The 18,794-nt window shown below is 38.4% G+C and carries 14 protein-coding genes; 3 read left to right on the forward strand and 11 right to left on the reverse strand.

Annotated features, from left to right (window positions below; translation table 11 throughout):
* Positions 1 to 180: 180 nt before the first annotated feature.
* From DNC80_RS07040 to DNC80_RS07050, 3 genes are read right to left on the reverse strand one after another with little or no spacing between them, the layout of a single operon-like run.
* A complete protein-coding gene (locus DNC80_RS07040; RefSeq protein WP_131910620.1) occupies positions 181 to 813 on the reverse strand; it encodes a conjugal transfer protein TraD in 633 nt (210 codons plus the stop codon).
* Positions 814 to 815: 2 nt separating this feature from the next.
* Entirely contained in the window at positions 816 to 1,232 is a 417-nt protein-coding gene (locus tag DNC80_RS07045) for a DUF3408 domain-containing protein (RefSeq protein WP_131910619.1), read from the reverse strand.
* 4 nt (positions 1,233 to 1,236) lie between these two features.
* Positions 1,237 to 2,004, reverse strand: coding sequence for a ParA family protein (locus DNC80_RS07050; RefSeq protein WP_131910618.1), 768 nt, complete (start codon positions 2,002 to 2,004; stop codon positions 1,237 to 1,239).
* 723 nt (positions 2,005 to 2,727) lie between these two features.
* Here DNC80_RS07050 and mobA point away from each other — a divergent pair.
* Together mobA and mobB are read left to right on the forward strand one after the other, a co-directional pair.
* Complete coding sequence (gene mobA, locus DNC80_RS07055; RefSeq protein ID WP_131910623.1) at positions 2,728 to 3,159, forward strand: conjugal transfer protein MobA; 432 nt, start codon at positions 2,728 to 2,730, stop codon at positions 3,157 to 3,159.
* A 7-nt stretch (positions 3,160 to 3,166) separates the two neighbouring features.
* A complete protein-coding gene (mobB, locus tag DNC80_RS07060) occupies positions 3,167 to 4,468 on the forward strand; it encodes a conjugal transfer protein MobB (RefSeq protein ID WP_131910617.1) in 1,302 nt (433 codons plus the stop codon).
* 26 nt (positions 4,469 to 4,494) lie between these two features.
* Here the strand turns inward: mobB and DNC80_RS07065 are convergent, their stop codons facing one another.
* Entirely contained in the window at positions 4,495 to 5,052 is a 558-nt protein-coding gene (locus DNC80_RS07065; RefSeq protein WP_131910616.1) for a hypothetical protein, read from the reverse strand.
* A 210-nt stretch (positions 5,053 to 5,262) separates the two neighbouring features.
* On the opposite strand from DNC80_RS07065, the gene mobC reads away from it, so the two are divergent.
* Positions 5,263 to 7,284 carry a conjugal transfer protein MobC gene (gene mobC / locus DNC80_RS07070; protein ID WP_166137744.1) on the forward strand — a complete coding sequence of 674 codons (2,022 nt, stop codon included), beginning with the start codon at positions 5,263 to 5,265 and terminating at the stop codon, positions 7,282 to 7,284.
* A gap of 26 nt (positions 7,285 to 7,310) precedes the next feature.
* Here mobC and DNC80_RS07075 read toward each other — a convergent pair whose 3' ends face one another.
* The 7 genes from DNC80_RS07075 to DNC80_RS07105 form a co-directional block, all read right to left on the reverse strand.
* On the reverse strand, positions 7,311 to 12,704 hold the full coding sequence (locus tag DNC80_RS07075) for an N-6 DNA methylase (RefSeq protein ID WP_182650430.1): 5,394 nt from the start codon (positions 12,702 to 12,704) through the stop codon (positions 7,311 to 7,313).
* Positions 12,691 to 13,128 carry a DUF1896 domain-containing protein gene (locus tag DNC80_RS07080; RefSeq protein WP_086452589.1) on the reverse strand — a complete coding sequence of 146 codons (438 nt, stop codon included), beginning with the start codon at positions 13,126 to 13,128 and terminating at the stop codon, positions 12,691 to 12,693. Before DNC80_RS07080 ends, DNC80_RS07075 begins: the two co-directional genes overlap by 14 nt.
* 161 nt (positions 13,129 to 13,289) lie before the next feature.
* Positions 13,290 to 13,568, reverse strand: a complete 279-nt coding sequence (locus DNC80_RS07085) for an ORF6N domain-containing protein (RefSeq protein WP_086452588.1) — start codon at positions 13,566 to 13,568, stop codon at positions 13,290 to 13,292.
* Positions 13,510 to 15,600, reverse strand: coding sequence for a type IA DNA topoisomerase (locus DNC80_RS07090; protein WP_113667151.1), 2,091 nt, complete (start codon positions 15,598 to 15,600; stop codon positions 13,510 to 13,512). Before DNC80_RS07090 ends, DNC80_RS07085 begins: the two co-directional genes overlap by 59 nt.
* 21 nt (positions 15,601 to 15,621) lie before the next feature.
* Positions 15,622 to 17,076 (reverse strand): DUF3945 domain-containing protein, encoded by a 1,455-nt coding sequence (locus tag DNC80_RS07095; protein ID WP_182650432.1) that lies wholly within the window; start codon positions 17,074 to 17,076, stop codon positions 15,622 to 15,624.
* Between the two features lie 83 nt (positions 17,077 to 17,159).
* The gene (locus DNC80_RS07100) at positions 17,160 to 17,468 is read right to left on the reverse strand and encodes a helix-turn-helix domain-containing protein (protein ID WP_086452585.1); all 309 of its coding nucleotides are present in this window, start codon (positions 17,466 to 17,468) and stop codon (positions 17,160 to 17,162) included.
* 484 nt (positions 17,469 to 17,952) lie between these two features.
* Complete coding sequence (locus tag DNC80_RS07105; RefSeq protein ID WP_113667154.1) at positions 17,953 to 18,786, reverse strand: RteC domain-containing protein; 834 nt, start codon at positions 18,784 to 18,786, stop codon at positions 17,953 to 17,955.
* Positions 18,787 to 18,794: the final 8 nt, after the last annotated feature.

Raw genomic sequence — 18,794 nt, forward strand, 5'->3', positions numbered from 1 at the left:
TATTTTTAAAACAGCATAAACCAGTTTTTATTGATAATATTTTCAATAGAGAATTGTTAACTAAATTAAAATCAAAAGGATTAATAAAAGATTTTGGTATTTACTCAAAAGATGAAACTAAAATAAGAGCTATAGCAAATTATTAAAGTAATTAACTTTCTTAACAAATATTTAGGTAGCCTACACAAACTCCCCAATATCAAAATCCTCAAAATCATTTTTCCGCAAAAAGAAAGAACCGGCATCTGTTTCAGAAAAAAGGCTCCCGTCTAATAGCTCAGCTATTTTACGGGAAGCACTTTCCATAGAATTCTCCAGTAAGGTGAATAATTCGGTTCCTTGTATTTTCTGAACTATAGCAACTGCTGTTTCCTTTTGAGATGGCTCCAATTTTTCTTTTTGCAGCAGCATCCCCACGGAGCTTAGTTCTTCAAAGGTAACCCCTTGGGCAAAACCGTTATCCCCACTAGATATTCCATACCTGTTCCATTCTTCTTCCTCTTCCTCCAAATCAGCTATATTTCCAAAAACTTTGTCCAGTTCTTCCTGTGGAATTTGTATATCGACATCTTCCTCGTCGATTTCAATATCAAAATTATCCGTTTCTTGCTCCTGGTTTTTATTTTGTCTTTCAGTGGCACTTATTGGCACTGAAAGACTTCTCATCGGTTTGGGCTGCCCCATGATATCGGGCAGGTTCGGATTAGTTTTTTCCTGTATTGGTTTTTGCTCCTCCCCTTTCCTGATGACAATCTTATCCTCCAACAACAGCCCAATAACAATCAGTAGGCATATAACGATTACTGTTTCCATAATTATAAAATAGGTTTGTATTTATCATTGAAACTTGTGGTAATCTGCTCGCCGAACTCCTGAAAATGATATTCGAGAAGATTGTCTAAGTAGGCGTAAATGGTTATCTTATCTTCGCCTATTACCTGTACGATCCGAGACAGTTTCTCATGGAAATCCGGTCGAATATATACCGTTTTGCCATCACGGGCATTGGTACCAGGTCTTTTGAAAAATATACTTTCGTAATCCTGTTCATTTACTTTTTTGGTTCTATTACGTTCCTTCAGTAAAGGTTTTTCCTGTAACGGTTTCATAGGAGCTTCGGGTTCTTCCGGCGGAAGTTGCAACCCTTCCTTTTTTACTCCATCTACCATTAAATTCATCATTAGCTCTTCGTTGATTTCAGGAATAGCTTTTTTCTTATTGTCTTTTTCCATACTATTATAATTGAACGATTCTTAAAAATTCCGTCATAAACTGGTCTAAGCGGCAAGCTTTCATCAAACGTTCATCGGGAGGCATTAAAGTTGAACGAAAAACGGTCTTGGCACCGGCTTCGCTCTCCTTGCGGAAACGTGTGCTGTTCATGATAAGGCATTGCATCAGACTTAATCCCAACTCATCAATCAATTTATTATAAACATCATACAAGGGCGAGCGTTCACGACCATCTACCTGATTCCAAAACAGGTTAATGGTTACAATGGAGGTTTCTCCTTTTTTCATAATAACATCCTTCATCAGCTGGGTAAAAATGAGCGTACTTTCCATAACTACACGATCTGCTATGATAGGTGTGAAAATATGGTGCATCCCCGCCAGAGCTTTCAAAATACCGGGAGTGTTTACTGTACCCGGAAGATCAAAAAAGATAAAATCAACCGGAAAAGAAATGGATTCTAAAAAATCATGCGCAGCTTCCAGTACACCTTCAGCTTTATGTTGAATGATTGGATAAGCTTTTTTGTTAATGGTTGTAAATTGTTTGAATGCCACCCTTTTTAAAAATTCATTTTCCATCACCATAGCCAAATCACGGGTCTTCATTTTCATTAAACTATGTTGTGGAAAATCGGCATCGAATACGGCTACATTGTAGCCCAAGCGATAATGTAGCGTACTGGCCACAAGTGCCGTAAAGGTGGTTTTGCCTACACCTCCCTTTTGGGAAGAAAAAGCAATGAATACTGTTTTGTGTTCTGTTTTCATTTTTAACTGTATTTAATTATTTACTTATATCGTTGCGTTGGTAGATACTTATCTGCTATTGCCTATACGTATGCAGTTTTGTAGAAAGCTATGTGGTCATTTAAACAGGTATTGCTCTGCTTAAATACTAACATATGTACCTCTATTTTTAGGCAGCTATACATATAGGTTTGTATCATCAGACCAAGTTATATGCAAACCCAAGTCTGTAAATATGCACATATACAACTATATGATTTCATATCCTCAACTGCATCTATCCACATCCGTACGCTTGTACATACACAAGTGACTACATACATAATTAAGGAACTACATACCAACATAGTTATCTGTTTACATCCGCTTGCAGGTACAAAGAAATGCAGATATATACGTCCTTATTCTAAGGTGGAACGAATTGGCGTTCATTGGCACTGTTTGGCACTGCAACACAGCTCAATGCTCTACTGAAGAGGAGTTTACTTTGTAAAGTGATTTTTATTAACGGACTTATGCAAAAATATTATGAAATATCAAGTAAGAAAGTGAACGGCCCGAAGCCGTTTATCCCTGCTTTATTTAATCCGTCCCGAAGGGCGGATTTTTGTGTTCACCAGAACACGGCAAGTTGTGTTTTGAGGCACTCGAAACTGAGTTCGTGCCTCAAAACAACTTGCCCTGCTGGGGGCTGAAAAGCCTTCCGAAGTCAGGCTTTTTACTAAAGTTAAAAATGGATTAATGATGAACGAAAACAGTAACAGAAAACAGAATAAAGGCGGACGGACGCCCAAGAGCAATCCGAGTATTCACCGCCACGTTTTTCGCCTTACGGACGAAGAAAATGCGAAATTATTATCGCTTTTTGAAGCATCGGGAATGGTCAATAAAGCAAAATTTATCATTTCCGTATTGTTTGGAAGAGAGATTAAAACGGTCAAAATAGACAAAGCTGTGTTAGATTTTTATATGAGGTTAACCTCTTTTCACAGTCAGTTCCGTTCCATTGGCGTTAATTATAATCAGGTCGTAAAGCTGTTGTACCGCAATTTTTCGGAGAAAAAAGCAGCAGCTTATCTCTACAAATTAGAAAAACAAACGGCTGAAATGGCAGTATTATGTCAAAAAATTATTCAGCTCACAGAAGAGTTTGAAGCAAATCATTTGAAAAAATAGTGTTGAAATGATAGCAAAAATCGGAAGAGGGAGCAATTTATACGGAGCTTTGGCATACAATCAGCTCAAAGTGGAGAAAGAAAACGGGCAAATTCTGTTTGCCAATAGAATAATTGAAACACCTAATGCGCAGTATTCCATTGCTCAATTGACCCAATCTTTCGAACCTTATCTGATAGCCAACCGCAATACTGAAAAACCAATTTTACATATTTCACTCAATCCTGACCCGAAGGATAATGTAAGTGATAAAAAGTTCAAACTGATGGCTCAGGATTATATGCAGGAGCTGGGTTATGGGGAACAGCCTTTTGTAGTATTCAAGCACACGGATATTGACCGTACCCATATTCATATTGTATCGGTTTGTGTGGATGAAGAAGGCAAAAAGATTTCGGATAAGTTTGAAAAAAGAAGGTCTATGAAGGTATGCCGTGAACTCGAAAACAAATATGGATTACTATCGGCTACGGAGAAAGGACATCGGCAGAATGACAAGATTTTTCGTCCTGTTAATTACCAAACAGGAGATATAAAAAGCCAGATTGCTTCGGTTGTCCGGTATCTGCCTAAGTATTATAAATTCCAGACGTTGGGGGAATATAATGCTTTGCTTTCCCTGTTCAATATTACCACTGAAAAAATAGAAGGCGAACTGCAAGGAAAAATCAAGCAAGGCTTATTATACTTTCCTTTAAATGAAAAAGGAGAAAAAGCTGGGCATCCACTCAAGGCTTCCCTATTCGGTAAAAATGCTGGGCTTTCGGCTTTGGAATTACATTTTGCAAAAAGCAAAGAGGCTTTGAAAGACCACCCGACAAAGCCAACCATTAAAGCTACTGTTACCATTGCCCTGCAATCAACAAGTGATGAGCAGGCTTTTAAAAAGCGATTAGGCGAACAGGGCATTAACGTAGTGGTACGGAGAAATGACAAAGGGCGTATTTACGGAATAACTTTTATAGACCATAATTCTAAAGCAATTTGGAACGGATCCCGATTGGGAAAGGAATTTTCTGCCAATACCTTTAATGATTATTGGAACCATAATATCAAACCGGAAATAAAAAGGCTTAACGAACCTCATCCAAAAATATCTCAGCACAACGCAATGAAAGATCCACCAGCCGAAAAGCCCCATGAATTATTCGATTTCCTAAACAAAGAAATCACCGCTTCCAGCACAAATGAAACTAGTATGATGGAAAGTTTTGGAGGACTGTTGCCTGAGGCACAAGGAGAAGATTACGAAGAACAGGACTTTACCAATAAAATGAAGAAGAAAAGAAGACGTAAGAGAGGTAAGTAGGTTTTACGTTTATTATGAATTCCTTATTATAAAAACACTTTCAATCCCAATGCATAGCTCCAGTACAAAATCTTCGGAGCAGTTGGTGTCTTGAACTGATAAATACCATAGACATATAATGAAAAAAGTATAAATGCTCCCCAACTCAACCCAATACACAATATACTTTGTCGTTCTGTCAGATTGAACATACCTGCAACGAATGATTTTATTATGAGTGCTGGAATAATACAGCATATTAACACACATGTTACCCAAGGTAATATCCATAACTTCCTGTTCTTTGCTTGCAAGCCAATGATAGTTCCTTTAAAAAAATAAATAATGCAGAAAATAAAGTAGGTAAATAATAGAGAGAGACCCCAAATTTTAAATTTGTCGGTTTCTTCTCCCCAGAACTTTTGAGACAGTAAAAATCCTGCATAAAAAAACATACCGAAAATAGCAGCTATTTTTAAGGCTAGAATAAAACCCCCAACGATTACAAACATTAGTCCAGTAGCAGAATCACTTTCTTCTCTTTTCTTAGCTATATATTCATCTTCACTTTCTCCTGGATCAGCATCAGGATTATTCCAATTCATATTTTTCTTCTTTAATATTGATTATCAAATTGATGATGTAACCTAAAAATTTTTCAAGAGTATAAATTTACTAAAAAATCATAATAAAATCCGAACCTAGTTGGAGCTCCTTAACGCCAAACACTGTCATGCATCGCTAATGTCTGCCACTTTTTTGTAACCATGCTGCACTGCCTTTAAATTAACAACCGAACATTTAATAATTATAAAATGCAGGGAGAAGACGATTTAAGAGGATTAGCCAAGATAATGGCTTTTATTCGGGCAGTGAGTATCCTTTTAGTACTAATGCACCTTTATTGGTTCTGTTACGGTTTCTTTATGGAACGTGGCTGGACATTAGAAATCATCAACAAAATCTTAGGTAATTTCGACAGAACGTCGGGCTTGTTTTCACACATCTTATATACCAAAGTCTTTGTTTTGATATTATTAGCATTAAGCTGTTTGGGAACAAAAGGCGTAAAGAATGAAAAGATAACTTGGACAAAAATTTATGTGGTTTTGGGAATTGGTTTTGTACTATTCTTTCTTAACACATCATTGTTAAAACTATCATTAAACATCGCTACATTTCTCTATATCCTTACCACAGGTTTGGGCTATATCTCCCTTATGGTAGCAGGAATTTGGATAAGCCGTCTGCTCCGTACCAATTTGATGGATGATGTTTTCAATAATGAGAACGAAAGTTTTCAGCAGGAAACTAAGCTAATGCAAAACGAATATTCCGTGAACTTACCCACCAAATTCTGGTACAACAAAAAACAGCACAATGGTTGGATCAATATTGTAAACCCTTTTAGAGCGACCATTGTATTGGGTACACCCGGTTCGGGTAAATCGTATGCTGTAGTAAACAACTATATCAAGCAGCATATTGAAAAAGGTTTTTCAATGTATATCTATGATTTTAAGTTTGACGACCTATCTACAATTGCCTATAATCATTTACTAAAACACACTGATAAGTACAAGGTAAAACCGAAATTCTACGTCATTAATTTTGATGACCCTAGAAAAAGCCATCGTTGCAATCCCATAAATCCAGATTTTATGACCGATATATCCGATGCTTACGAATCGGCCTACACCATCATGCTAAATCTTAACAGGAGTTGGATACAAAAGCAAGGGGATTTCTTTGTAGAAAGCCCGATTATTCTTTTAGCGGCTATTATATGGTTTCTTAAAATCTATGAAAACGGCAAATACTGCACATTTCCACACGCCATTGAACTGCTCAACAAAAAATACGCTGACGTCTTTACAATCCTAACCACCTATTCGGAATTGGAAAATTATCTATCACCCTTTATGGATGCCTGGCAAGGTGGCGCGCAAGACCAGTTGCAGGGACAAATAGCATCTGCGAAAATTCCTTTGTCAAGAATGATCTCACCGCAATTGTATTGGGTTATGACAGGAGATGATTTTTCACTGGACATCAACAACCCTAAAGAGCCGAAGATACTATGTGTAGGTAATAATCCTGACCGTCAAAATATCTATTCCGCAGCGTTGGGTTTATACAATTCAAGAATTGTGAAACTTATTAATAAAAAGGGACAGCTTAAAAGTTCAGTCATCATTGATGAATTGCCTACCATCTACTTTCGTGGATTAGACAATCTTATAGCCACTGCTAGAAGTAATAAGGTGGCCGTTTGTTTGGGCTTTCAGGATTATTCACAATTAACCCGTGATTATGGAGACAAAGAAAGTAAGGTTATACAAAATACCGTGGGCAATATATTCAGTGGTCAGGTGGTAGGAGAAACTGCCAAAAACCTTTCGGAACGTTTTGGTAAGGTGTTGCAGAAAAGGCAGAGTTTGTCAATCAACCGTAATGATACGTCGACATCCATTTCCACACAATTGGACAGCCTCATTCCTGCATCTAAAATTTCTACATTGACCCAAGGTGTTTTTGTAGGGGCTGTATCAGACAATTTTGATGAACGTATCGAACAGAAAATCTTCCATGCTGAAATTGTTGTAGACAATGATAAAGTAGCTGCTGAAACCAAAAACTATCAAAAAATACCGGAAATACTATCTTTCGTAAACGAGGCAAGAGAAGATATGATGAAGCAGGAAATCGAAGCTAATTACAGACAGATAAAATTGGATATTATTCAGGTAATTGAAACTGAATTGGAGCGTATTAAAAATGACCCTGATTTACAGCATTTGGTGCAAAAGGATAGTACAAAAAGAATCAGCCAATAAATGTAGCTTCTTGTTTTGTTCCAGATTTACATTGTTTTTAAACGCACAGAAGATTTTCCCTGAACATCATCTATTTTAATTGTACTTTTTTGCCCTTCAGTCATCTCATCTTTCGGTTCTGGAGCAATTGACAATTGTATCTTCCTATCGATGGCCGCCAGTTCGGTTTTTAGTTCGCTCAGCCTGCTTTCTTTTGTCCACGTCCCATTGACCATTTCCTGAAGTACAGGAAGATCTTTTTGCAATTCAGCAATTTTCTTTTGTTGCTGTTCGATATAGCCAGGTATTTTTTCCAAAGCATTAAGGAAGTTCATTGACGCAAGCTTTTCATCATTAGCAATCAAGCCATTATTGTAGGTGTATTTTATGTTGCCTTCACCCTGTACCAAAAAACGATTGACCCTAATATCAATACCCTCTTTTTCGGACATTTCGGTTTTAACTAACAATGCAAACCCATATAGGCTGCCTATTTCTTCATATTGACCACCAGTACGAGCTTTATCGGCAATCTGGTTAAGCTTGGTTCCAATCTGTTTCATATCTGCATTAGACGATAATCCATCAAGTTGGACAGGATTTAGTATCGTACCATCCTGTCGTTTTTGTAAGCGTTGTTCCAGGTTTTCCCTATCAAGGCTCATTCGTTCCAATCGTGACTCGGCAGAATCCAGAGTAGCGGAAATATCTTCCAGTTTGTATTTGGAGCTGAACTTGGAACGGTTGAATGCCTGCTTCTCACTTTCCAATCCGGCAACCTGTTTTTCCAGCTTCGCTTTTTCCAAAAGATCGGTATTGCCCGAAAGAATAGCTACATATTCCGAAAAGTTCATACCCGATTTTTCATCCATGCTTCCCTCGTCAATGGTCCGCTTTCCGAGATTGTTGGTTTTAAGCTGGTCAATAAAAAGCTGTTTATTGTACAGCAGATTAAACTTGTAGCTGTCCAGCGATTTTTCGACTGCATAGATAATTACATCCACCTTGTTATCGGCGAAAAATTTGGCGATTTCATTGCCTTTTCGGACAGCCCTTCCGTCACGTTGGGCAAGATCGCTTGGTCGCCACGGGGTATCCAAATGATGAACGACAACGGCTCTTTTCTGTGCATTTACACCAGTTCCCAACATGCCGGTAGAACCGAACAGCACACGGATTTTTCCCTCATTCATACCATTGATAAGTTCCTTACGCTGCTTATCATTTTTAGCTTCCTGTATAAAACGTACTTCATGTGGCGGTATGCGGTAGTCCTCTACAAGCTTTCGCTTGATCTCCCCATATACATTCCATTCTCCTGGCTTGTAAGTGCCTAAATCTGAAAAGACAAACTGTGTTCCTTTCTGCGCATGAAACTTTTGGTAATACTTTGCAATATTGGCTGCACAATGAGAAGCTTTGTTATCTGGGTGGTCATCATATTTACCGCTTACCATTCGCATATCGAGCGACATCTTACGGGCATAATCAGTAGCAATCAGCATCTTTGCTTTTCCTTCCCGATCTGTCAGCGGAGGTCTCCCTAATAGGATAGCATTACCTGATTTTGCAAACTCCATCAATTTCTGGATGAATACTTCCTGATCTGGTGTAGGCGGTATATTATAAAGCACCTCGTTCTTTTCCGGACGATCTATACCAATATCCTTAGCGGTTCTGTAATCTGTAATTTCCGAATAGAACTGTGCTAGTTCCGGCACTTTGATAAAGTAACGAAAGCGCTCTTTTGACACGATATTATTCGCTACCGAAAACTCATAATCAGTCGTTTTCCTTGCATAGATAGCCGCCCAAGCATCAAAGCAATTGATACCCTGTTTTTCCAATGCTCTTGGACGCAGATATTTGAACAATAGATATAGCTCGGTTAAAGAATTGCTGATAGTTGTTCCCGAAAGAAACGTAGCGCCCATATCTCCTTGTATGCGATCCTGAATGGTGCGGATGGCAAAAAGCAGATTCATAGCCTTTTGACTTCCCATCATATTGCCCAAACCTGCAACCCGGTCATGGCGGGTATTGAACATCAGATTTTTGAACTGGTGGCTTTCATCAACAAATAAGTGGTCGATGCCCATCATCTTAAAATCCACTACATCATCTTTTCGGTTTTCGATGTCATGTTCCAATGTTTTCAACCTAACTTCAAGGTTCTGCTTCCTAATGATTACACCTTTGAGCATTCCCCTTGAAATCTCCTTGCCCTGTGCTTCTAAAGCGGCAAGATTATCTCCCACGCTGTTGAGTTCGACTTGTAGGATTTCCTTTTGCATTTCTGCTGACTGGGGTATCATGCCAAACTGATCATGGGTCAATATCACGCAATCCCAATCGTTGTTTTTAATATCTCCGAAAATCCGTTGCCTTTTCTGTGGGGTAAAATCTTCTTTACCAGGATACATAATTTTAGCGTGTGGGTAGGCTTCACGGTACGTTTCTGTAATCTCATGAACATTGGCTTTCAATCCTATTATCATAGGTTTGTGTACCATTCCCAAACGTTTCATTTCCTGTGCTGCCGTACACATCACCAATGTCTTTCCTGCTCCAACTTCGTGGTCACAAATGGCACCGTTGTTCAGCTTGATCATCCATACTGTATCTTTTTGGCTCGAATACAAATCGTTAATACCTAAGCCTTTTCTGTCCAGTCCGGGAAATTCCTGATGACTTCCGTCGTATTGCGGTCGTACAAAACAGTTAAAGGTATCATTATATTGGTTGGTTAGTCTTTTTTTAAACTCATCATTTTGGGCGTGAAGCCATTCACTAAATGCTGTACGAATTTCATCAATCTTGGTATTTGCCATTTGTATGGCTTCCATATCCCGTACCTTGATCTCCTTATCATCAATCATGACCTTTTTGGTAATATCAGGAGTGGTGTTAACTAATGCATTTTTCAGCAGAGCAATCCCGTCAAATGTTCGACTTTCAGACTTGACAGCATATTTATCCCATATATGTACATTTTTCTGGTAGCATTTTATAGAAAAGTCATCGGAAGTTTCAGAATATTGAATGCGCACCTCTGTGTCGAAAAGATGAGAAGCGAAGCGAGCATAGATCCCTGTCGGTATCCAGCGTTCACCAAGATTGAAATCCAGCTCTTCAAATTCAATTCGTCTTGGACGAGCTTCTTCTAAAGAGGTAAGGCTTTGTTTGGCCTGCCTATCATAGGGATTGTTTTCGAGATATGTTTTTACAGCTGTGGCTTTCTCCACCACATTGCCTGCTATCCATCTTTCAGCTATTTCATATTCCTTTTCCAAAGGATTGTAAAAAATACGTCCTTGTAATGCCTCTTTCAAATTGTCGGATGGCATACCACTGATTTTGGACATATACCCCAAATCAACCCTGCCGTATTTGTTCAGCGATGCGGCCAAAGCCTCATCAGGATTATCAGCAGTCAATGTGATAATGGAGAAGCTTACCGGACGGTGGAAGATATCTGCCTTATGTACCACACCACCCACCACACGTTCCAGATAAGGGATTTCCTTACCTGAACTGTCTGTTTTGATAAGCTTGATATTATCAGCACTGTTTAGGTTGCCGTACCTTTTTACAAAGGCATCGTAAGCCTTATCAAATTTTTCTCTCTCTTCTTTATGTTCAATTTGCAGTTCGGCTTCCTTCTGATATAAATCGAGATAGCTATCCCGTACAGAAATATAGGCTTCAGCCCTTACTTTCTGCAAGGATGATAATTGCAGAGGATGAAACATTGCCTGCTTCTTATCACTTTCAAAATCTTTAAGATAACCTACCCAGCCGTTATCCACTGCAAGGCTATCGTTACGATGAAAAGACTGTATTCCCTTGGTATAAATTGCAGGTTCGGGAATAGTGTTCTCTGAGGTAATCTTTTCGATCACACCATTTCTGTTCACTACTGAAAACAAATCGCCAATGACTTCCTGCGCATTTCTTTCACTTGGAGTATTATTTACTGGAGAAATAGGAACAGGAGGTTGCTGCATCAAACCGCTGAACAGGTTTCCCTGATATCCGCTCACAGTTCTTTTTCTTTTGGCTGGTTGTTTTGTTGTTGCAATTGCTTTAACAGGAGTGGCAACAGCAGCCAGTTCTTCTGAATTTTCAAAGAGATCAAAAATGCTCAGTTGCCTTTCCTCTTTTACAATGTCCTTATTTGTTGTTGAAGCAGATAAAATCTGTGTTTCCAATGTAATTGATACAGGTCCGGAAACGGGAGGTGTAACCGTTGGTTTTATCGGAATTTGTACGACAGACGAATCGTTCCGTTCACCTTTATACAAGCCAATATCAAGATGTTTTCTAAAATCCTCCGTTACCATTTGTTTCAGGTCTTTGGCAATTCCCTCCACACCATTCGTGTGCGTATAGATAAATGCAGGTTGTCCGTACGGATCAGTACCAAGCACACGCGTAGTATGGACAATCCTTACGTTATCCTGAAACAAGGCATTGTTTGGTTTATTGTATTCCGCTATTTTGCTTTGACAAAACAGTTCTTCCGCTTGGGTCACACTTTTCTTTGTAGAATTTTTTTGCAGGATTATCAAATCGCTACCGACTTCCGTACCGGCATAGTCAGTAAACAGGTTGTTTGGCAATCGAACTGCTGAAACCAGATTATTATCCTTCATCAATGCCCTACGAATGGTTTCATTTTTAGGGCTATTCAGTACACCCTGTGAAGTTATAAAAGCCAGTATACCGCCCTCACGGAGCATATCGGCTCCCTTCAGGAAAAAGTAATTGTGTATGCTTCGAGCAGCCTGTACTTTTGCAGTATCCCTGCTTCTAGAATAGGAAAGATCAAAAACGGAAGTATCACCGAAAGGGATATTACTAGCAACCACATCATAGCTATTTTGTTCTCTTTCTGGTACTTCTTCAAAACCGTTTATTCTGACAGAACTGTCGGGATAGAGCTGCTTTAAAATTTTTCCTGTAAGCAGATCCTTTTCATAAGCGGTAACCTGAGGTGAGTCTCTATCGGCAAAAGATTTTATAAAAGAGCCGATACCGGCAGAAGGTTCTAGAAATTTTCGGATGTTTATACCGTTTTCTTTTAAGGGAGCAGAAATAGCATCAATAACCAAAGGCGGAGTATAAAATGCAGTCAGTACAGAACTCCGCATACTGTCCACATACCTTTGGTATTGCTTCTCGTCAGTTGCATTTTCTTTTAGAAGTTGATGGAGTTCTTGTGTAAGTGAAAAGAGTTCGTGTTCAGTTTTCCTCCAATGGTTAATGTCTATCGGTTTTTTGGCAGGGTTCAACAGGAATTTAAGACCGCCAAATCCGCTGTATTGCATCATTAGCAGTCTTTCGCCTATCGTGGCTTTCCGTTTCTCCCTTTCCAGTTCAAAAGCAATTCGTAAGGCATCAATATTCCTTTGGAGATGTTGACGTTTACTGAAGCCCATTTTCTTCTATCCAAATGGCTATAGTTCCAGTCAGTTCGGTATAGAGCAGTTCAAACTCCGAAGAATAGGCAAAGTCATCCTCCAATTTGTAGTTTGTAAAAACAGGGTCGCAAACAGGCAACATCTTGAAGGCAAACGGTCGTAGTTCTTCGTCTGCCATTGTAGTATCAAACTCATTGCAAACCACCTGAAAAACGGTATCAAATCTGGAGAAGTACAATCCTTCAAATAAAACATAATCAGCAATATGATTGCATTGACTGACGGGGTTTCCTGCCCGAAATGCTCCTTCATAAGCATTGGAAGCCCAACTTGAACGCTGGTCAATAAATTTAACATCATACGTTTTTTCGGGAAAGCTTGTAGTCAATAATTCTTGTAGTCGTAACCTGAAATAAGACAGGTCTTTTTGATGTGTTTCCATACTATATTTTGTTTATAATTTTGCTAAACGGATAAAATTTGAAGCATTCTGCCAATCTCAATATCCATTCTTGAAAAGGCAAACCATTTTTTACCCAGATCTTTAAATGATACTCCAATATGATAGAGTTCGGTATTATAATTATGAGAAAACGGTCGTGGTCATCCTTTTACGGCAGTATAGCTGCGGAGCACAGATAAGAGCATAGCGATACCTTGTTCGGTAAAAGCATAAGGCAGATAACGCCTTCCCGCATAATTCAAACTTGAGTTCACAAATTGTGACCTCAAGGTTATAGTATCAAATTCATCTTGGGTCAACTGGAAACGGAAGTTTTCAGGAAAGCGGTCTATATTCCGCTTTACAGCCTGATTAAAGACTTTAGTTTCTACCTGATAAATTAGATTTTTCAAATTCAAAGGAGCTTTCCCCTTTTTCATTCAATACAATATAGGCCTCGAATTTCTTTCCAGCTTTACTTTTCATTCCTCTTATAAGAGAAGTTTTGCCAGTATTGACAAGACTTTCTATATCAGTTATGCTTACATGCACACCACATACATTTCGGAACTGTACCCAGTTGCAGACCTCATCAGGACATTTAACAATTTTATCCCTAATAATCAGTTGCTCCTTTTTGCATTTAGGACAAACAAGGGTAGGCGTGTTTTCTTGTGCAATGGCCGTTTGCAGCAATTCATTGGTAATAGATGTGGCATAGATTTCCATTTCTTTTTGAAAAGCTTCCGCATTACTTTCGTTGTTTTCAATTTTCTGCAAAGCCAGCTCCCACTCTGCGGTCATTGCTAAATCGGCAATTTTCTTGTCTTTGACCAGTTCATAGACTTGCAATCCTTTACCGGTAGGTATCAGGGATTTATTTTCCCTTTGGATATAGTTACGGCTAAACAGGGTTTCAATAATGGCGGCTCTTGTGGCTGGTGTACCAATACCTACGTTTTGCATTGCTTTTCGCTCCTCTTCATTTTCAATCTCCTTTCCTGCCGTTTCCATAGCTGATAAAAGTCCGGCCTCAGTATAAAGCACAGGTGGTCTGGTTTTCTTTTCCAAAACCGAAGCATCTTTGATTTTGAGTTCATCACCTTTTTTTAGTTCGGGTAATTCCTGCATAGGTCCAGTATCATTATCTGAAAAACTGCCTTTGATGGACCGCCAACCTGGTTCCAATATCTTGCAGCCTTTCAGGGCAAAATCATAATGCAAAGCCTGTAAAGTAATATCGGTTATCTCTTTTGTACAGGCTTGTGAAATTGCTTCAAGTAGTCGAAAGGCAATCATATTGTAAACGGCATTTTCCTTTGCCTTTAATGCCGAAGGGATTTTGTCCGTAATCAGCAGACCATGATGATCTGTAACACGAAGGTCGTTTACGATACGTTTATTGAAATGCCCCCATTTCACTTTGGTTATTGCTCGCTTGAAGGCTACCATTTCCTGCAAAGCCCTGATAAGATTTGGAATCTCTGCCCACATATCTTCAGGAATATACTTACTCCCAGTGCGTGGGTAAGTAATAAATTTCTTTTCATACAGGCTTTGGACAATGTTCAAGGTTTCTTCAGCCGTCAGATTCAACTTTTTATTAGCTTCTTTTTGTAAGCCAGTCAGATCAAACAGCAAAGGCGGTTGTTCCGTCACATTTTTGGTTTCTACAGTGGTGACCGTAACTGTATTGCCATTTCTTTCCATGGACTTTAATATATTTTCCACCAGCTTTTTATCTTGCCATTTGTTTTTGGAAAGGCTTTTAAAGTCTATGAACTCTTTTGTATGGGACACCTGTATTTGCCAGTATTGCTGTACCGAAAAATTTCTATTTTCCAGATAACGCCTGCATATCAAAGCAAGTGTAGGCGTCTGAACTCTTCCAAGCGAATAAATCCCGTTGCCTGCGGCAATGCTTAATGCCTGAGAAGCATTTATGCCCAAAAGCCAATCAGCTCGGCTCCTGCCCTGCGCTGCCTGATATAATCCGTCAAAATCGCTACCAGGTTTTAGGTTGTCAAAGCCCTGCTTGATTGCCTTTTCGGTCAGCGAACTAATCCAAAGACGTTCAAAGGGTTTGTAGCTTTTGAGGTATTCATAGATATAGCGGAATATCAGTTCACCCTCACGCCCAGAATCGGTTGCGACAATAATCTCTTCACTAAGGTTGATAACATGTTCAATTACCTTTAACTGCTTTAACGCTCCTGTATCTGCTACATAGATTTTGTCTTTTTTGACTTTTCGGACGGTCAATAAAAAAGGATTTGGAAGTATCGGCAGGTATGATTTCTGAAATCCTGAAATTCCGTAATCTTCCGGCATACCCAATCCTACCAAATGTCCAAAAGCCCACGTAACATAATAGCCATTGCCCATTAGGTAGCCATCTTTCTTTTCGGTGGCTCCTAACAGGGCTGCTATTTCACGGGCTACGCTTGGTTTTTCTGCAATCACTACTTTCATAATTCAATACATTTTTAGTAATTACCTTTTTATGCCTTTAGATTTGGCCGGTGCTTTGGCTGCTTCTTGTTCCTCCAGCTGTTCCTTGCTGTCGGGATTTTTTTGTCCTGATTTTAAAGGCTCTTTGATATTCTTGGTCGCTTCATTAGTTTTCCCTTCAGAATTGACTGCCGTCTGTGTTTTATGAGCTTCGGTAGGTTTTGCCTCTTCTTTGATTTTGTTCGGGTTTTGAAAAGAAAAATCTGTTTTGTTTGTCCCATTGTTGAAAGTGATGTAACCATTGTATTCTTTACCTTTCTTATCCACCAATCCACTAACATAGACAGTCTGACCGTCTTTGAACTTTTGATACTGCTCATTATCCAGTTCTTTACCTCTAAAAGTTTTCGGAGTTTCCAGCGATTGTTTTTTCTCATTACCTTGTACCTGCTTATTGGTATTATTCCTGTCAAACAAGAACTCTACAAAACGTTTGTCGGCATTGAATTGTACCTCTGCATCAAACGAAGTTCCTTTTTTGGAAGTCATACCCTCTATATGAAGCGGCTTACCCTCCATAAGGGTTTGCTTTTGTACATCATCCAGTTTCACGCCTTTGATCTCATCAGGGATTTTGATTTTGTCTGTTCGCAGAGCAATAAGCTCATTAGTCAGCCTATCCACGCTGACAATAGAGAGAATGGTCTCATTAGTTTTAGGATTGATCAGATTGACCACACGCCCCATATTGCCTGTTTGGAGCAGGTTCTCTTTATCTTCCTTACTGAACTCATGACCGAAAAAAGCAAAATTCAGATTAGGTTCTTTGCGGATACCATGAATAGCAACCACAACCGCTCCTTCATCATTTTGTTGTAAAGACAGTCGTGCATCCATCCGAGTAACGGCAGTGCCGAGATTAAGGCTTACTGGTACAAGCTCATTGGTTTTAAAACCTCTCAATAAAGGATCAAGGAGGTTCATCTTTTCAAGTTTTTCTTTATTCAATCCTAGATTGTTCATTGTTTCCCAGTCAATCTGTTCTGGTTTGTAACGGTATCCACCTGTTTCCGATGTTGTCTGTGTTGTTTCCATACTATTTCTATTTTCTTGTTTATTATTATTTTTATCAGGTTCTGCTTTCACTTCGTGTTGCTTCATCAGCTGTTCTACTTCGGGAGTTGGTCTATCCATCTGTTTTTGCATTTCATTTGCCATATCAATAGCGACAGGTTCAGTAACTTTGAAAAAGGAAAAACGAGTAGGATCCTTTAATTGGCTGAAAAAATTAGAAAAAAAGTTAGAAAATAAATCGCCATTCTTATCCACCCGCATAAACTGGTTCTGGTTTTTCTTTATAGGTTCAACGGTTTCCAGCTTGCCATTTTTATCAATGCCCTTTACAGCCTGAATTTTCTTTTTCTCTTTATCCAGTACCAATAATATCTCAGATAATTGTTCGGGAGATTTTGGTCTATCTAAAGTTTGTTCGCTCATAATCTGAATATTTTCTATTTCTATGCCGAAAGTAAAGAAGCTGCCACTGTTTCTCTTTGGTTGGCTTTAATTGACATCATTTGTCAGCCGTTGACTTTTGCTTTGGACAAGGGAGAGGTAAAGCTTTCTCTGATGAACTGGTGCACATCTGAGAGCTTATAATAAATTTTTCCACTAATAGTATAATAGGGTAACTTACCGGAAGAGCGGTAACGCTGCAAGGATCGTGGGCTTATCTTCAGTATTTGTAAAATATCCTGATTGTCCAACAGCTCTTCTCCATCAATAATCGCATGTTGATTTTTAGTCCCACTTGCCAATTCCATTAGGATGTCAAATCGCTCCATTATTCGCTCCATCCAAGCCATAAATTCTATTCTGTCGATATTCATAATCAAAAATTTAGGTTCAATACGCAGTATGTAGCAATTCTTCCAGATAGAGGTACTGTTTAAAATGCTTTTACAAAATTCAGTTGCTTTTGTTGGATTTTATCCCAATGGCTTTCGTAGTACTGAAAAACTTTAACATTTAAAATTCTTAAAGCCTTGGTTTTACTGGAAAATAATTCTCCATAAAATGATGATTTCTTATTCGATTTAAAATATTCTCTTTTTAGGCTCCAATTATTTGAGTGATCTTCTCATGAAAAATGAGTGAAACCATGATTTCTGTTTTTAGATTAGTACTGTTTAGTATGTTTTTATAAAATTCAGCAGCTTTTATTGGATTTTATCCCCATGGCTTTCGTAGTATGAAAAAAGTAAAAACCTTAATTTTTCTGATAATTGTTCTTTGATTGATTCTGGCATAAAAAAAAGCAGTATATCCTTTTAAAATCAGGATTTACTGCTTGTGGGCATAGTGGTTAAGGCTTTATTCTTGGTCTTCTCTATACATTTTTTGCTGTAGGTTTAGCGTTAATTCCTCCAGAAATTTTGTCTTACTGCTTTTACGTGCTTTAATTTCAGTATAGGTTTTATAAATGTTATCTAGTTTGATGTTGAAAAAATCTTCAAATGATGTCGTTATCATATTAATATCTGCCGCACCATGATTGATTGTTCCATTAGAAAACAAGGCGTAGATTAATTCTGTCAAAGCTGTTTTTGGCCCTGTCCATACCAATACTTTATGCTTTTTTTCTTCAAAAATATCAGAATCATCCACTTTTAGTCTTTTTAGTGCTTGTCGGATGTAATGAATAAATCGATACATCGCCTTTACTTTTGCCCAGAGCATGTCTTGCGATGTTGAAAATTCCGGAAATTGGTAATAATCAGTCATAGGTGTAAAGGGAAAATTATCGCGATGGTTTCGAGTAAAGAATTGATGATCCAGATAACTGTATCCTTGTTCCATATAATGCACAAAATCGGCATTTCTGTAAAAGAACTTATTAATTTTCCGCAATTCTTTTTGGAGGAATTCGACTTTATAAGTGTTTCCCGCTTTTGGCATTCTTAGCTCGCAGGAACGCACTTCTGTAAAATAGATCAATAAACTCATAGGAACGGGTTTGATATTTTTGAAAAAATCGATCTCCTCCGGAACGGTGTTGAAATCATTTTTATCAACTATCTCTTTTAAGTTCGTTAATGTTTTATTACACAATACAATTCCATTGCAAGCCTTATTTTGCATTGTATCGTTTGCCTCTAAAATTTCATTGCAGACAGCATTAAATGATTCAATCGCTTTTTCAAACATCTTTTTAA

Origin of the sequence: Flavobacterium sp. SOK18b, from assembly GCF_014156605.1 — a bacterium.
Taxonomy (GTDB): Bacteria; Bacteroidota; Bacteroidia; order Flavobacteriales; family Flavobacteriaceae; genus Flavobacterium; species Flavobacterium tiangeerense.

Coding starts and splice junctions, on each gene's coding strand:
- mobA (WP_131910623.1), top strand. CDS start 2,728: ATGAACGAAAACAGTAACAGAAAACAGAATAAAGGCGGACGGACGCCC.
- DNC80_RS07065 (WP_131910616.1), bottom strand. CDS start 5,052: ATGAATTGGAATAATCCTGATGCTGATCCAGGAGAAAGTGAAGATGAA.
- DNC80_RS07095 (WP_182650432.1), bottom strand. CDS start 17,076: ATGAGCGAACAAACTTTAGATAGACCAAAATCTCCCGAACAATTATCT.
- DNC80_RS07100 (WP_086452585.1), bottom strand. CDS start 17,468: ATGAATATCGACAGAATAGAATTTATGGCTTGGATGGAGCGAATAATG.
- DNC80_RS07045 (WP_131910619.1), bottom strand. CDS start 1,232: ATGGAAAAAGACAATAAGAAAAAAGCTATTCCTGAAATCAACGAAGAG.
- DNC80_RS07080 (WP_086452589.1), bottom strand. CDS start 13,128: ATGGAAACACATCAAAAAGACCTGTCTTATTTCAGGTTACGACTACAA.
- mobB (WP_131910617.1), top strand. CDS start 3,167: ATGATAGCAAAAATCGGAAGAGGGAGCAATTTATACGGAGCTTTGGCA.
- DNC80_RS07075 (WP_182650430.1), bottom strand. CDS start 12,704: ATGGGCTTCAGTAAACGTCAACATCTCCAAAGGAATATTGATGCCTTA.
- DNC80_RS07105 (WP_113667154.1), bottom strand. CDS start 18,786: ATGTTTGAAAAAGCGATTGAATCATTTAATGCTGTCTGCAATGAAATT.
- DNC80_RS07090 (WP_113667151.1), bottom strand. CDS start 15,600: ATGAAAGTAGTGATTGCAGAAAAACCAAGCGTAGCCCGTGAAATAGCA.
- DNC80_RS07085 (WP_086452588.1), bottom strand. CDS start 13,568: ATGAAAAAGGGGAAAGCTCCTTTGAATTTGAAAAATCTAATTTATCAG.
- DNC80_RS07040 (WP_131910620.1), bottom strand. CDS start 813: ATGGAAACAGTAATCGTTATATGCCTACTGATTGTTATTGGGCTGTTG.
- DNC80_RS07050 (WP_131910618.1), bottom strand. CDS start 2,004: ATGAAAACAGAACACAAAACAGTATTCATTGCTTTTTCTTCCCAAAAG.
- mobC (WP_166137744.1), top strand. CDS start 5,263: ATGCAGGGAGAAGACGATTTAAGAGGATTAGCCAAGATAATGGCTTTT.